This window comes from Breoghania sp. JC706, from assembly GCF_037026715.1.
GTDB lineage: Bacteria > Pseudomonadota > Alphaproteobacteria > Rhizobiales > Stappiaceae > Breoghania.
Map to the genome: position 1 here is coordinate 35,125 of NZ_JBANCG010000001.1, position 15,291 is coordinate 50,415.

13 protein-coding genes and 1 tRNA gene are annotated in these 15,291 nt (G+C 61.5%); 11 read left to right on the plus strand and 3 right to left on the minus strand.

Annotation, left to right across the window (positions count from 1 at the left end; genetic code table 11):
* Positions 1-442: 442 nt before the first annotated feature.
* Positions 443-1,645, plus strand: a complete 1,203-nt coding sequence (locus V2L18_RS00175; RefSeq protein WP_336175602.1) for an MFS transporter — start codon at positions 443-445, stop codon at positions 1,643-1,645.
* Between the two features lie 14 nt (positions 1,646-1,659).
* Positions 1,660-2,595: an alpha/beta hydrolase gene (locus V2L18_RS00180; RefSeq protein ID WP_336175604.1), complete on the plus strand. Its 936-nt coding sequence runs from the start codon at positions 1,660-1,662 to the stop codon at positions 2,593-2,595.
* Positions 2,596-3,149: 554 nt separating this feature from the next.
* Here the strand turns inward: V2L18_RS00180 and V2L18_RS00185 are convergent.
* The 3 genes from V2L18_RS00185 to mnmA form a co-directional block, all read right to left on the minus strand.
* Positions 3,150-3,226: transfer RNA gene (locus tag V2L18_RS00185), tRNA-Met, on the minus strand.
* 309 nt (positions 3,227-3,535) lie between these two features.
* Positions 3,536-4,102, minus strand: coding sequence for a class I SAM-dependent methyltransferase (locus tag V2L18_RS00190; protein ID WP_336175606.1), 567 nt, complete (start codon positions 4,100-4,102; stop codon positions 3,536-3,538).
* 134 nt (positions 4,103-4,236) lie between these two features.
* A complete protein-coding gene (gene mnmA / locus V2L18_RS00195; RefSeq protein ID WP_336175608.1) occupies positions 4,237-5,430 on the minus strand; it encodes a tRNA 2-thiouridine(34) synthase MnmA in 1,194 nt (397 codons plus the stop codon).
* Positions 5,431-5,830: 400 nt separating this feature from the next.
* Between mnmA and V2L18_RS00200 the strand changes: the two genes are divergently transcribed.
* The 9 genes from V2L18_RS00200 (at position 5,831) to V2L18_RS00240 (ending at position 15,156) form a co-directional block, all read left to right on the plus strand.
* A complete protein-coding gene (locus tag V2L18_RS00200) occupies positions 5,831-7,963 on the plus strand; it encodes a flagellar hook-length control protein FliK (protein WP_336175610.1) in 2,133 nt (710 codons plus the stop codon).
* Between the two features lie 47 nt (positions 7,964-8,010).
* Positions 8,011-8,676: a flagellar hook capping FlgD N-terminal domain-containing protein gene (locus V2L18_RS00205; protein WP_336175612.1), complete on the plus strand. Its 666-nt coding sequence runs from the start codon at positions 8,011-8,013 to the stop codon at positions 8,674-8,676.
* Positions 8,677-9,359: 683 nt separating this feature from the next.
* Positions 9,360-9,635, plus strand: coding sequence for a DUF1153 domain-containing protein (locus tag V2L18_RS00210; RefSeq protein ID WP_107991867.1), 276 nt, complete (start codon positions 9,360-9,362; stop codon positions 9,633-9,635).
* 95 nt (positions 9,636-9,730) lie between these two features.
* Entirely contained in the window at positions 9,731-9,931 is a 201-nt protein-coding gene (locus V2L18_RS00215; RefSeq protein ID WP_336175614.1) for a hypothetical protein, read from the plus strand.
* A gap of 139 nt (positions 9,932-10,070) precedes the next feature.
* On the plus strand, positions 10,071-11,693 hold the full coding sequence (gene fliF / locus V2L18_RS00220; protein ID WP_336175617.1) for a flagellar basal-body MS-ring/collar protein FliF: 1,623 nt from the start codon (positions 10,071-10,073) through the stop codon (positions 11,691-11,693).
* Positions 11,694-12,734 carry a flagellar motor switch protein FliG gene (fliG, locus tag V2L18_RS00225; protein WP_336175619.1) on the plus strand — a complete coding sequence of 347 codons (1,041 nt, stop codon included), beginning with the start codon at positions 11,694-11,696 and terminating at the stop codon, positions 12,732-12,734. It abuts the gene before it with no gap.
* A gap of 10 nt (positions 12,735-12,744) precedes the next feature.
* On the plus strand, positions 12,745-13,416 hold the full coding sequence (locus V2L18_RS00230; RefSeq protein ID WP_336175620.1) for a FliH/SctL family protein: 672 nt from the start codon (positions 12,745-12,747) through the stop codon (positions 13,414-13,416).
* 41 nt (positions 13,417-13,457) lie between these two features.
* Positions 13,458-13,769, plus strand: coding sequence for a flagellar motor switch protein FliN (gene fliN / locus V2L18_RS00235; protein WP_336176357.1), 312 nt, complete (start codon positions 13,458-13,460; stop codon positions 13,767-13,769).
* 25 nt (positions 13,770-13,794) lie between these two features.
* A complete protein-coding gene (locus V2L18_RS00240; RefSeq protein WP_336175621.1) occupies positions 13,795-15,156 on the plus strand; it encodes a sigma-54 dependent transcriptional regulator in 1,362 nt (453 codons plus the stop codon).
* Positions 15,157-15,291 lie beyond the last annotated feature (135 nt).

The following is a 15,291-nucleotide window of genomic DNA, read 5'->3' on the forward strand; positions in this document are numbered from 1 at the left end:
ATGCCACGTCGTGGGCAGTCTGGAGCGTGAGACTGCGGGTCAGCTCACGGAACCATCTGTAGTCCCCGAACGCACGGGATATTGCATCGCACCGTTAGCCTCGTGGAAAAGGCCCCCGCGAGGGCGTCCGCGCTGCCCGGGCAGCGATATCATGGGGGCAGCCGATCCGGATCCAGTTCGGCTCGTCGTGCTGTCAGCGCTTTGCTTCCGTGGTGATTTGGGCCCGCTGTCCGCGATTTTTCCTCTATTGAACATGGGGGGATCTAGGCTTGACCTGGATTACAGCTAAGGTCCATAAGCCGATTCCAAGGAAAGATTCCGATGATTTTTGTATTTCTGTCAATTCTTCTTCCCGGAAACGGGAAAATGGAAGGGCTTCAAATCATATAAGAATCATTGCTGGAACTAGAAAAACCGAACCTAGATTGGAGAGGTTCCAGCAATGCTCAGAAAGACGATTATCGAATTCGTGGTCTTCATGACATATGCGTTGTTCGCGATGTCGTGGGTCGCGGGCAACATGATGACCAAGGACATCATGTCCTTCTACAACGTTGATGGAATTGCTGCAGCCACGTGGATGACCAATGCGATCACGATCGCCAAGATCATCGGGAACCTGGTAGCTGCGTGGTTCCTGGTCAAACTCGGGCCCAAGAAGGCGTTTGCCTTCGCATCCGTTCTGATCGTTGCGGGCATACTGGGGGCTCTTGCTACGAACTATCCGTTGTATGTTTGCACGCGCCTGATCATGGGATTCGGTGGCGCGTTCATCATCGTCTACATGAACCCGGTCGTGATGAACTATTTTACGGCGGGCGAACGTCCAATAGTCAACGGTATCAACGCAGCCGCCTTCAATATGGGTAACCTGTTGGCGATCCTGTTTACCGGCGCTCTTCTGTCACGTCTTGGTACCTGGCAGAACGTGGTCATTGGAATTTCCGCAGTCAGTTTCGTCCTGCTTGTGCTCTGGATGCTCGTGTCTGAAGATTTCGCGCTGTCCGGCAACAAGGAGGACCAGAAGGCGCCCGAGACCTACGGTTTCAAGGAGGGCGTCAAGGAGCCGGTCAATTGGCTGCTGCCATTTGCCTACTCCGGCATCCTGTTTTGCTACATCTCCGTGTTCGCGATATTTCCATTGGTCCCGAACTTCGCGGCAGAAGCGAAATACCTGTCTTCCATCATGATCTCCGCAGGCATGGTTGGGACCGTTGTCGGTATTATCGTCGCCAAGCGCTTCACCTTGCGTGTACCGGTGCTCCGCTGGTCAGGACTGTTCATGACTTTGTTTGCGGCGGCTATGGCTTTTACAAGCAATGCAACTGTCGCTTACGTTTGCGCGTTTCTTGCCGGCTTCCTGATGTTTGTCCCGATGACCAGCCTCGTTACGCTACCGTATGAAATGCCGGGAATGACACCGGGGCGCATTTCTGTTGTCTTCGCGATGTTCTGGTCCATCTCCTATCTCGTAGAGACGGTCCTGATGTACATTTCCGGAATTATCGCGGATAGCACCGGTACCGTCATGAGTTCCGCAGTTTTCGCTATCGTGTTTTCTTCAACATTGTTCGTGGCGAGTTTCCTTTTGCCAGAGCCGAGCCGCAAGCAGGCACAATTGGAACTCTCTGAAAAGCAGGCATAGCGGAGTATAAGAAAATGCGCGAAGTAAATCCGAAGCTAAAGGCCTATCTGAAAGAATTCAATGCGACGGTTGCCGAACTGGTGGCTGCAGGTTTCAAGCCAAATGCGACCAACGCTCGGGAGGGGCTCGCAAATCTCACCAAGACCTTTATCACCAACGTGCCGGATGTGGCGCTGATCCAGGACGACATCGTCCCTGCGGAAGGCTATCAAGTTCCGGTGCGCATATACAATCCGGCGCCGGAAGAAGAACTGCCTGTTCTGATCTACTATCACGGTGGTGGCGGTATGGCGGGCAGCGTGACGGTTTATGATCCGATCTGCCGCAAGATCGCGCTGGCGACACGACACATCGTCATTGCCCCGGAGTATCGGCTCGCACCCGAATGCCCCTATCCTGCTGGCGTGAATGATGCCTACGCAACACTCAAGGGTGCATTTGGCGTGCTTGCTGCCCGCCAAATGAAATTCAAGCGCGAACTGTCAATTGCCGGAGATTCAGGCGGTGGTGCGTTGTGTGGAAGCGTTTCCGGTCTGGCCCAGTTTGACGCCAGCATCGAGATCAAGAAGCAGTTCATGATCTATCCCAGTGTGGACTACACCATGGATTCCGGGTCTATGGTGGAAAACTCTGTCGGATATCTGCTTCAGGCAAGCAAGATTGCCTGGTATTTCGACAGTTACTTCAAGAATGGAGAGTGCAGAAAAGCGGCGTCTCCGCTTTATGGAGACTTCACAAAAAGGCTACCGGCAACCTATGTCGTGACAGCAGAGTTTTGCCCGTTGCGCGATGAAGGCAGAGACTATTGCGAAAAGGTCGCCGCTGCCGGAGTTCCCGCCTTTCATGTGAATATGGATGGCATGATCCACACCTTCATGAACATGGAAGACTTGGTGGAAGAAGAGTGCGCGTTCGTCTACGACAAGATGAGCGAGTTCCTCAACAGCTAAACGAACTGTAGAAGATTTTTCGTCGAATCGTATTGCTGAATTTCGTAATTTCGGCGATCCGGGGCATGAATCTCGCGCTTCATGAGGCCTTTGCAAGGCCAGGTGCGAATGGTCCGGGTCGCCTACCGCTCGACGCATTATTCCTGAGACTTGCGCGATGGGGAGCGGGTGAGGAGCGCGGCCGATATTGCCGCCCGAGCCAGGCGGCTGCCTGGACAAGGCTGTTTCCGCTTTTTGATACGCGACGGCAGGACCGTTAGCGGTGACTGTTGGGCCTGGGGTGAACCGCGTGGGCATGGTTGCCGGTAACCGGTCGATCAAGGCACCGCAGGCCGAGCCTGGGGCTATGACGCGTGCCGAAGCTCGTAAGGCCCCGCCGCCGCATTGAGGGCGACGCCGACGACCGGTTCCGGACATTTGGTCTTTCGGCCAGAGGTCGGCCATGTACCAACGTGCAAAACAGGCGCTTCGCATGGAAAATGACCTGCCCCGAAAGTCCGCACGGATCGGAGCGCGCCTGGAGAAGAAACCGTCAGGACCAGGTTGAGAAGTGTTGGTAGCGGAGGAGGGACTTGAACCCCCGACACGCGGATTATGATTCCGCTGCTCTAACCAGCTGAGCTACTCCGCCATCCGGCGCGGTTTCCGCGGACGTCGAACGTGCCACGGGCGCTTCGTGCGCTGCCGGGTGGGCCGGCAGTGACGTGCATATAGGGGAGCCGTGGTTTGCCTGTCAAGCGTTGGAGACGCTTGATCGGGTATTGTTCACGACAACCCTGTCCCGGCATGAGATGCGCGGTGGAAGAACCCGCCAAAACCCGGGAATCCCGGTTCGGCGTGCCTCGGTGATTTTTCCGCATCCGGCAACCAGAAAAGGGTCTGGCCGCGGGGGCGAAGGCTTCGACTCGTGCGGCAGGGGCCGGTGCGCAGAAAGGCGGACTCAGACTTCGGGCTTGCGGAAGGTCAGCATGGTGAACAGACCAAACGGCGCGACCGACTGATCCTCTTCCAGAACGAGGCGCGTGCGCCCAAGAATGCGTGCTTTGGGAAAGACGGGATTCCAGCCGACCCGGCTCGCGTACCGCTCAAGCCATTGCTCAGCGGCAGCGCGCAGGCCCTGTTCGGCGGAAAAGTGGTTGACCAGAATGACGTGTCCGCCCGGTTTGGTCACGCGTTCGAGTTCGCTCATCACCTTTACGGGGTCCGGAACCACCGTGATCACGTACATCGCGATCGTCACGTCGAAATGGTTATCCGGAAAGGCCAGGTTGCCCGCGTCCATGGCGAGCAGGCCGTCCACATTTGCCAGTCCGCCCCCGCGCACGCGACGCTCGGCCTTGGCCAGCATCTCCTGCGAAAGGTCGATGCCTGTGACCTTCAGGCGCTTGTCATAGTGCGGTAGGGCCATGCCGGTGCCGACACCCGCTTCCAGAACGTTGCCGGAAAACTCGTTGACGCGCTTTACGCCCACGCGCCGCCCCCAATAGAGCGGCGCGCGAAAGACCATGTCGTAGATCGGGGCCCAGCGAGCATACGCGGCCCGTACGGCAGCGTCGTCGAGACCGCCATCCCTTGTGTCGAAAGGTCTCTTGATTCGTTCGCGCAACCTGCGCAGACGGTCGGGGAGGGTTTCGCTTCTCATCATCCGTTGGCGGCCGCGGCCGGAACGTCGTTCAGGGCGGCAAGGGCGCTCTCTGCATCGCGGGCGCGCTCCGTCCGGTCGATCCAGCCGCCGCCGAACACGCGGGCGGCATCGCCGTCGCTGTCATAGAAGACGCATGCCTGACCCGGGGCGATACCGTGCTCTCCGCCGTCGAGCTCAACGACAATGTCGTGACCGTCGCGGATGAGGCGTGCCGGACGCGGCGGTCGGGTGGAGCGAACCTTCGCGTAGATCGCAAGCCCCTCGACGGGCAGGCTGTCGAGCGGTTCGTCTCCAAGCCAGTTCACTTCGCGCAGGCGCATGCGGTGCGTCATCAACGCCTCGCGCGGGCCGACGATAACGCGGCTGTTGTCCGCATCGAGATGGATGACGTAAAGCGGCTCGCCTGCGGCGATGCCGATGCCGCGGCGCTGGCCGATCGTGTAATTGATGATGCCCTCGTGCTGGCCGAGCACGCGCCCGTCGACGTGAACGATCTCGCCCTTTTCCGCAGCGCCCGGCTTCAGCTTGTTGATGAGATCGGAATAGCGGCCGGTGGGTACGAAGCAGATGTCCTGGCTGTCCTGCTTGTCGGCAATCTCGAGGCCCAGTTCGCGGGCAAGTTCGCGGGTTTCGGGCTTGGTAAGCCCGCCCAGCGGAAAGCGCAGAAATTCAAGCTGCTCGGGCGTGGTGGCGAACAGGAAGTAGCTCTGATCCCTCTCCAGGTCGACCGGGCGGAACAGAGCCCGGCGTCCGTTCACCTGGCGGGTGCGGACATAGTGCCCGGTGGCCAGCACGTCTGCTCCAAGCTCGCGGGCGGTATCGAGAAGATCATGGAACTTGACAGTCTGGTTGCAGGCGACACACGGAATCGGCGTCTCGCCGGCGATGTAGCTTGCGGCAAACGGATCGATCACCGCCTCGCGGAACCGCTGCTCATAGTCCAGCACATAATGGGGAATGCCGATGGTTTCGGCGACGCGGCGGGCGTCATGGATGTCCTGCCCGGCGCAGCATGCGCCCTTGCGGTGAATGGCTTCACCGTGGTCGTAAAGCTGCAGCGTCACGCCGACGACATCGTATCCCTGACGCTTGAGCAGCCCGGCGACAACGGAGGAATCGACGCCGCCGGACATTGCGACGACGACCCGCGTGTCCTTCGGTCGGCTGGGAAGATCCAGGCTGTTGAGCATCCGTGGCCACTCCCTGAGTTTTCGGCCGATATGACGAGAGCGGCCGTTGTGGCGGCGCGACAGGCTGGCACTCTCTCGCTGGCGGTCGCTTGATGTTGTTGCGCGTTCATTTACGCGCCTGCCGACCATTTAGGAAAGGAAAACGCTTTCTCAATGGGGCGGTTTGTTCGCCGGCACTATATCGAATGATGCCGCGCTCGCCAATTCCGACCTTGGCCACTCGGCAAGCTTTGCCGCCCCGGCAAACATTTCTCGCAGGGAACGCCGGCCTTCCCACGTCCCGCGGATGTATTTCCTGAGATTTCTGCCGTTCTTCGGCTTGGCCCCCAGCTTGCTAGAAGGAGGCGGGTCTTTCCGTCCGTCGGCAGGTGCAGGCGGGGCCGGAGTGTACGAGGTTGCCGTGCTGACATTCGAGTCGATGATTTCGCTGGATCCGACCATGGGCGGTTTCACCGCCGGTGCGGGCGGCGTTTCGGGTTTCGGTGCAGGTTCTGCCGGCGCGGGTCAGTCTGCCGCAGCGACCGGGCAGTTCGCGGCCGAGCTCTCTGGGGTCATGTCGGGTTCCGCTTCGGTAGACGAAGCTGCTGCTGCGGTCTCGGGTGCCTCTGCGGCACAAGCGCCGGCCAATGCGGCCGTGTCGGTCGCCAATATGGGTGTGTTTGGTGTGCCCGGCCTGATACCGACCGACATCGACGTTGGCGTGAAAACGGAATCCTCGGAGCTGGGCGACCTTTCCGCATCGGTTTCGGACGCCGCTGCCACACTCGCGGATAGCCTTGGCGATCTCGCGGGCGCCCCGACAGATGGGGAGGCCGGAGACGGCGCCAGCGAGGCGCCGGATGACGGCACCGCGGCGTTGAAGGCCGGCATGGCCGTCGCATCGGGAATGATCGCCGCGCTGGACGGAGCGCCTTCGACTGCCGGTGCGGGCGCACAGGCCGCGGCAGGGGCCGCGGCGGCTGGACTTTCGCCGGGCGGAGAGGCAGCGGGGGACAATATAGATCAATCTCTACCGACGTTTTTTCCCCAAAAGGCAGGAGCGGCCTCGGCGGGCGATGCCGCGCAGGCTAATGGCGACATCGATCTGAGTGCGCAGAAGCCCGCGGCCTCGTCTGACGAGGCCATGGCCAAGGCAGCTGCGGCGCTGAGGGCGCTGACGGACGGTCAGGCTGCGGGTTCTGCTGTTGGGGATGCTTCTGGAACGACGGGCGATAGCGCCGGCTTTGCCACGACGACCGGTGCCGCAAAGGTCGCGGCCTCCGCGGGCGGGATCGCTGCGGAGGCAAATGCGAAGACCGCACAAACGGCACAATCGTCTGCGATCTCGTCTGAAAAGATGCAGAATGGGACATCCTCGGCGCCTGCGCAGACGGTTGCCAAGGCAACGTCTTCTGCGGCGACATCCGGCCTCGCCGAGGCGATTGACGGCGACGGTGCCGGCGATGACGCGATCATCTCGATCAAGGCGGTACGTGCTGACCCGTCAACGGCTGCTGATACGCCCTCGGGCGGCAAGGGGGACGACACTGCCATGACCCGGCCGGCGGCAAGCCAAGGCGCGGCAAGGGTGCAGGCCGTCGATCCGGAGCGCGCGGAAGCGTCGGATGGGATTGATCCCGCCACTGCCGAGACCGTGAAGGACACGAAAAAGTCACAGGCCGCCGCCTCGTCAGCGACCGCCTCGCGCACCGTCGATCAGGCGGCTTCCCTTGGCCTCAAGGAGGCCGCGGGGGGCACGCAGGCCGGCCGCGATGGCGATCCCCGGCTGGTCAATCTGTCCTCGACCTCTGAGGTATCCGCAGAGGGAGAGGTTTCCGCAGACGCTGAGACATTGAACCAGAAGGTGGACGCGGCTGGTGTGAGCAAGCAGGCCGCCCGAGCGAAGGCGCATATGTCTGCCGGCAGCGCTTCGCTGGCGGCAGGCGCGGCCGCGGTCCTTTCCGATACCGGCGCCGACGATACGAGCCAGGACGGGTTGGACCCGCTGACCTTGGGCGCCACCATCGATGCCGGCTCCGCGACGGCGCGCGGTGCCGACGGGCAGGCGGTCAGGATGGCGCAGGCGGGTCAGGGAACGACGGCCGCGCTGCCGACGGCCATGGTCGCCGCCGAGATCGCGCGCAACGTGCAACGCGGGGTGAGCAAGTTCGAGATCCGGCTTGATCCGCCGGAACTCGGCCGGGTCGATGTGCACCTCAAGATCAGCGACGATGGCAAGGTACAGGCGCACCTCGTGGTCGAGCGGCGCGACACGCTCGACATGTTCATGCGCGACCAGCGCGGGATGGAACGGGCGCTGGAGAACGCAGGTCTCAAGACCAACGCTGACGGCGGCCTTCAGTTTTCGTTGAAGGACCAGGGCCAGGGGCAGCGCTTTGGCAACGGCGACGGCGATCAGAACGGGGCCGGCGCCCAGACCGGGGCCCTTGCCGGCGGCGCGGCGGGGGGCGAGGCAGCGGACCAGCCGCAGATGCTGGAGCGCATCGCGGCCTACAGCCGCCGGGGGGCCGGTGGTGTCGATATCAGGATCTAGCCGGGACGGGCAGATAGAACGCGGTCACGCGTAAAGGAGACAAGTCGATGGTTTCGGGTATTTCGGGTTCGTCATCTGCCAGCGGAACGTCCACGCCGTCGTCGGGCACCAATGCCTTGACGGCAAACTACGAGATGTTTCTGACGCTGCTCACCACGCAGCTGCAGGTCCAGGACCCTCTCGATCCTATGAAGGCACAGGAGTTCACGAACCAGCTTGTTCAGTATTCGTCGGTTGAACAGCAGGTGAAGATGAATGCCTCGATGGATACCTTGATTTCAAAGGTAAATATATCTAATGCCACAAATCTTGTAAATTATATTGGCAAGCAAATCACGGCTACCGGTGAGCAAAGCGTTCTGACTGATGGTTTTGCGACCTGGAAATTCGATGCGGCCGCTGCCGCGGACGATGTCGAGGTCACCATTAGCAATTCTCAGGGCGCGGTTCTCTATACCGACAAGATTGATGTGGCAAAGGGCGCCGGCGCTTACGTCTGGGACGGACGGACGACGTCCGGTGTCACGGCACCGGATGGCGCCTATTCGATCTCCTTCACGGCAAAAGACGCCAAGGGCGCCAAGGTGGAGGTGACGACGGAGTCGACAGGTGTCGTCGACGGGATCGACTTCAGCGGCAGTGATCTTGTGCTCAAGATGGGGGATGTTTCCGTTCCCTTGACGACGGTCACTTCGGTTTCCGGCAGTCTCTGATTTATCGGGAAGTCGAGGAACACTCCCTCCGGTGTTCCCGAGGAATGCCGTGCTGAAAGCTTGCCGTTTATATCAGGCGCTTGCAGCATCCGCCGGGAGCCTTCTCCTCGTTTCTGCCAGCCAGCAAGATGCTCAAGGTCTCGTGTTACTTCCAGGTAGCGCGGGGCCTCGGCTTTTGGCGCGTGTCGCGATGCCTGTCACAGCGACGCTCGGGGCCGGCCTCCATTGGGACGGGACGTCGCATCGTCCTCATTTGCAGTGGCAGTGGGCGCGGTATGGGAATGTGCAACCAAAGCGTGCGGCGGGAGCCTCCATTTTCGACTGCTCTGGAAAACGGTTTGACCCGGTAAGGCTCGCGATCTTCCCGAATTGCCAAGATCGTCGCTGGTTGGAAAATGGCAAAAATCTGCCATTTCGTCCCTGTGCGCCCGGCTGGCAATAGCGCCTGGTGCCGGCGTCGGGGCGGTAGTGCTAACTCTTACCGAATTGTTGCTAATGGCTTAGGTAAATTTTAAATCCGGCCGCGTATTGTCACCTCGTGTCTGAGGCGATTTCCGTTGAACTTGGTGTATGCAAGGCATCGGAAGCCGTCTGGGAATATTTGTTGAAGCAAAGTCCTGTTTTCCGGCCGGAGACGACCGGGTGGGCCAAGCTTCGCAGGTCACGTTTAGTGTGAGAGTACGATGACCGAACAAGTGCGTTCTCGGGTCAAATATGTCATCGGGCCCGACGGCAGTCCGTTGACGGTTGCCGATCTGCCGCCGACCAATACCAAGCGCTGGGTCATCCGCCGCAAAGCGGAAGTCGTAGCTGCGGTGCGCGGTGGACTATTGTCGCTGGACGAGGCCTGTCAGCGCTATACCTTGACTGTCGAGGAATTTCTCTCTTGGCAGAGTTCCATCGACAAGCATGGGCTTGCGGGCCTGCGAGCGACGCGGGTTCAGCAGTATCGTCCCTGAGGGACTTCGCATTCGATCGCGGCGTCCTTTTCGCCCTTTGCACAGGCGATCCCGATCGGTTTTCGATCGTGGCAGTCAATTGATGCGGGCCGGTCATGCCGGCCCGCTTTTCGTATTTGATCCGTGAATATTTTGTTTCCAGCCCGGCCGGTTCGGCGGACATCCGCGTGATCGCGTGCGCGATCGCACGCACTTCGTTAACCAAAGCGGCGAAATTTGCCGCTTTTGCGCGCAAGCCACGCCGCACGACGCCGGTGTTTTCCACGGCCGTTAACGGCTCGGCAAGATTCTGTTAACGGGTTGTTTACCATGACGGGGGCAATTTTTGCCTAGCGGGTCGTCTGGAAGGAAACCGCACATCCTAATTCCTCATACTTCCAGGCGACCCGCAGAATTTTGCGCAAACAGTCCGATGGGTTGCATCTCGTGAATGGCATGCTCGAATTCTTGCGTACCCTGGGCGCCGGCCGGCTGGCCGCGATGGGCGCGGTTGCGGCCATTCTGATCGGCATGTTCACGGTCATCATCCTGAGGGTGACGACCCCGACCATGTCGCCGCTCTATACCGACCTGAGTTTCGATGATTCCGCGGCCATCATCCGCCAGCTCGAAAGCATGGGCGTGGAGTACGAGACGCGCAACGAGGGGGCGGCGATTCTCATCCCGCAGGACAAGGTCCTGCGCACGCGCATGACGCTTGCCGAGCAGGGTTTGCCCACCGGCGGGTCCGTCGGCTACGAGATCTTCGACCGCACCGACACGCTCGGCACGACGAGTTTTGTCCAGAACATCAATCAGCTGCGTGCGCTGGAAGGCGAACTGGCGCGTACGATCCAGTCGATTTCGCGCATCGTCAGTGCGCGGGTGCATCTGGTCATCCCGAAGCGCGAGCTTTTTCAGCGCGATCGCGAAAGCCCGACCGCGTCGATCGTTCTGAAGGTGCGGGGCACGCTGGACAGCGGGCAGATCCGTGCGATCCAGCACCTGGTCGCCTCCGCCGTTGAGGGGCTCTCGCCCGAGCGCGTCTCGATCGTCGACGAGCGCGGCACGCTGCTGGCAAGCGGCATGGAGGAAGACAAGGAAGGCGTGGTCTCCTCCTCGTTGCAGCAGCGCGCCAACGAGGTTGAGCGCAAACTGCGCCAACAGGTGGAGGAGATCGTCTCCTCCGTCGTTGGCCAGGGGCGTGCAAGGGTGCGCGTCGCAGCCGACATCGATTTCAACCGCACGACGGAGACCTCAGAGACCTACGATCCGGACGGGCAGGTCGCGCGCTCTACGCAGACACGCGAGGAAAATTCGACCAGCACCTCGAACGAAGGCGGAGTGACAGCTGGCAACCAGTTGCCGAATGCTCCCGCCAATCAGGACGGTGCAGGCAACCGCGACGCCTCCAGCACGACCGAAGAGACCATCAATTACGAGATTTCCCATTCCACCCGTACGACCGTGGAGGAGGCCGGGGCGATCAAGCGGCTGTCCGTCGCGGTGCTGGTCGATGGCGTGTATCAGACGAACGATACCGGCGATCTCGTCTATGCTCCGCGTCCGCAGGAGGAACTCGACCGGATCTCGACGCTGGTCCGTTCCGCCGTCGGCTTCGACGAGCAGCGCGGGGACAAGGTCGAGGTCGTTAATCTGCGTTTCGCGCAAGGGCCTGTCGCCGATCTTCCGGCCAGTGAAGTCGGCCTGTTCGACTTCACCAAGGAGGATATCCTCTATATGGCCGAACTCGGCGTGATCGTGGTGATTTCGATCCTGCTTCTGTTCTTCGTGGTTCGCCCGCTGGTGCGCACGGTCGTCGCGGAAGAGGAAAAGAAGGAAAGCGAGCAGCTCGAGAATGCCGAGCAGCAGATGATGATCGCAGCCGATGGATCTCTGGTGCCGGTGCCTTCGGAAGGCGGCGAACACGAAGAGGAGCATGGAATGCAATGGCTCCTTGACGCACAGAAGGCTGGCAAGGACCACATGAAGTCCGTGGAGAAGATCGGCGAGATCGTCAGCGAATATCCCAACGAGGCCGTGTCCATTGTGCGCGGTTGGTTGAACGAGGCCGCCTAGATGGCTATCGGCAACGAACTCAAGGTCGTCGATGACCAGAACGAACGCCAGCTCGGAGGCGCGGAGCGGGCGGCCGTTCTGCTGCTTGCGCTGGGCGAGGAGCACGGGCGTCACATCTGGGAACGGCTCGACGAGATCGAGGTCCGCCAGATCTCCTCGGCGATGGCGAGGCTCGGTGCGATCACACCGCTGATGCTGGAGCAGTTGCTCGGCGAGTTCGTGCACAAGCTGACGTCCACCGGAGCGCTGACCGGCAACGTCGATGCGACGGAACGGCTGCTTTCGACATTTCTCTCGGAAGACCGCGTCTCCATCATCATGGAGGAAATTCGGGGGCCGGCCGGGCGCAACATGTGGGAAAAGCTCTCCAACGTTCAGGAGAACATTCTCGCCAACTACCTGAAGAACGAATATCCGCAGACTGTCGCTGTGGTAATGTCGAAAATCCGTTCCGATCACGCGGCGCGCGTCCTCTCCATCCTGCCGGAGGAATTCGCGCTTGAGGTTGTCAACCGCATGCTGCGCATGGAGGCGGTGCAGAAGGACGTGCTGGAGAAGGTCGAGCAGACGTTGCGGGTGGAGTTCATGTCGAACCTCTCCCACACCAGCCGGCGCGACTCGCACGAACTGATGGCCGATATCTTCAACAATTTCGACCGCCAGACGGAAGCCCGGTTTCTCTCGGCTCTCGAGGAGGAGAACCGGGAATCCGCGGAGCGCATCAAGACGCTCATGTTCACCTTCGACGATTTGGCCAAACTCGATGCGGCCAGTGCCCAGACGCTGCTGCGCAACGTGGAGAAAGACAAGCTGGCGGTCGCGCTCAAGGGCTCGAACGAGGCGGTGCGCGAGTTCTTCTTCGGCAACATGACGGCGCGTGCGGCCAAGATGCTGCGCGACGACATGGAGGCGCTCGGCCCCGTGCGGCTGCGCGACGTCGACGAAGTGCAGTCCGAGATGGTCAACGTGGCCAAGGACCTGGCCGCGCGTGGCGAGATCATGATCACCAAGAACAAGGGCGACGACGAGCTCGTCTACTAGTGGAGTAATGATGGCCCATCCGGCTCGTTTCCTGTTCGACCGCGATTTTGCGGCTCCCGTGGCGCCGGAGCCTGCGGAGAAGGAAGAGGTCCATGTCGAGCCGACGATCCTGAAGTCGGAGCATGACCGGCTGGTCAGGGACGCGGAGGCGCGTGGCTACGAACGCGGCAAGGCTGAGGAGCGGGCCAAGGTGGGCGAAGAGGGGCAGCATGTGCTGGCGAAGGAGGCTGCCAAGCTCGCCAACAGTGCGGCGGAACTGCTTCTGCGTGTCGACGGGGAGCTCGACAAGGTCGAGAAGGACTCGGTCGGGCTGGCCTTTCTGATTGCGCGGCGTTTTGCCGGACATCTGATCGCCCGGCAGCCATTGGGTGAGGTGGTTGCGCTGATCTCGGAGTGTCTTGGACCGTTGCGTCGCTCGCCTCATGTGGTGATCCGGGTTTGCGAGCGCGACAGCGAGACATTGCGCCAGCACATCGACAAGATCGCCTACGAGCGGGGCTTCGAGGGGCGGATCGTCATTCTGGGCGAACCCGACATAGAGCGCGGCGACTGTCGTCTGGAATGGGCCGACGGCGGTCTCGTGCGGGACCGCAAGGCGCTTGAGAAGCAGATAGAGAGTTCCATCCGCCGCTATTTCGCCGCGCGCCAGCCGGCGGCCGATACCACGGAGCGTGACGCATGAGCGACAATGACGAGATTGAGAACGATCCGGGCCCGGGCGGCATGCAGTTCGAGGAACTGAAGCCCGGCGAAGCGCGGCGCGAGGAAGACGACTCACCCCATGCCCGCACCGCCGCGGATCTGGAGGCCGTCTTCGACGTGCCCGTGCGCGTCGCGGCTGTTCTTGGACATTCGCGGATGCAGGTCTCGGATTTGCTGGCCCTGTCGTCCGGCACGGTGCTGGAGCTTGACCGCAAGGTCGGCGAGGCGATCGACATCTATGTGAACGACCGGCTGGTCGCGCGTGGTGAAGTCGTGCTTGTGGAAGACAAGCTCGGCGTGACCATGACGGAAATCATCAAGACCGACCGCTAGCGGTCGGCAGGACGAGAGAAACGACATGCGCCTTCTGATCATTGGCACGCTCGGCGGACAGCTTACCGTGGCTTCCAAGATCGCCATGGAAAGCGGCGCAAGCGTCACTTTCGCGGAGACCGTCGACAATGGTCTCAAGACCCTGCGCTCCGGCAAGGGCGCGGATCTGATCATGATCGATGTGGGGTTGGATATCACGACCCTGATCGAACGGCTGCAGCACGAACGCATCCATGTGCCTGTGGTCGCCTGTGGCACCCAGTCGGACGCGCGTGCGGCCGTCGATGCCATCCGGGCCGGCGCGAAGGAATACATCCCGCTGCCGCCCGATCCCGATCTGATCGCCGCTGTGCTGAGCGCCGTTGCCGCGGACCAGTCGGACCTGATCTACCGCGACGAGGCGATGGCGCTTGTCGTGAAGCTCGCAGAACAGATCGCGCCGTCAGAGGCATCTGTCCTGATCACGGGCGAGTCCGGCACCGGCAAGGAGGTCCTTGCCCGTCACGTGCACCGCAAGTCGCAGCGGGCGAACAAGACCTTCGTTTCCATCAATTGCGCGGCCATTCCCGACAATCTCCTTGAATCCGAACTCTTCGGCCACGAGAAAGGTGCCTTCACCGGCGCCATTGCCCGCCGCGTCGGCAAGTTCGAGGAAGCCGATGGCGGTACGCTGCTGCTCGACGAAATCTCCGAGATGGACATTCGTCTGCAGGCCAAGCTCCTCAGGGCGCTGCAGGAACGCGTCATCGACCGGGTGGGCGGCACGCGTCCCGTGCCTGTCAACATCCGCGTCATCGCGACCTCAAATCGCGATCTGGCGGAAGAAGTGCGGGCAGGGCGCTTCCGCGAGGATCTTCTTTACCGCCTGAACGTGGTCAACCTTAAGATCCCGCCGTTGCGGGAGCGTCCGGCGGACGTCCTGGAACTGGCGCAGCATTTCGTTCGCAAGTACGCCGAGATCAACGGCGTGCCGGCACGTCCGATCGGCGCGGACGCCCGCCGCGCGCTGACGGCCAATCCATGGCCCGGCAATGTCCGCGAGCTGGAAAACACGATGCACCGTGCGGTGCTGTTGGCCCAGGACGAGGAAATCTCGGCAGCAGCCATCCTGATGCCGGACGGCAGCCCGGTGCGCAGCGGTGGTGGGACCGCGGAACAGGCCGCGATGACGGCGGAGGCGGTCAGTCGCTCGATGGTGGGCCGGACCGTCGCCGACGTGGAAAAGCAGCTCATCCTCGACACGCTCGAGCATTGCCTCGGCAACAGGACGCACGCGGCGAAGATCCTGGGCATTTCCATTCGCACGCTGCGCAACAAGCTCAATCTCTATGCCGGCGAGGGCACCGAGATACCGTCTCCCGGAGAACCGCGTGCCGCGGCTTACTGAGGGCACCGGACGCCGTCCGATCCTGCGCGCATGAGCGCGTTCCGTAGTCAATTCGAGGCCTGTTGATGAGCGACGTTCCGAGTGTTGCAGGGGGAGCTGTGGAGGCCGGCGGGGCGGGACCGTCCGGCGGTGGCG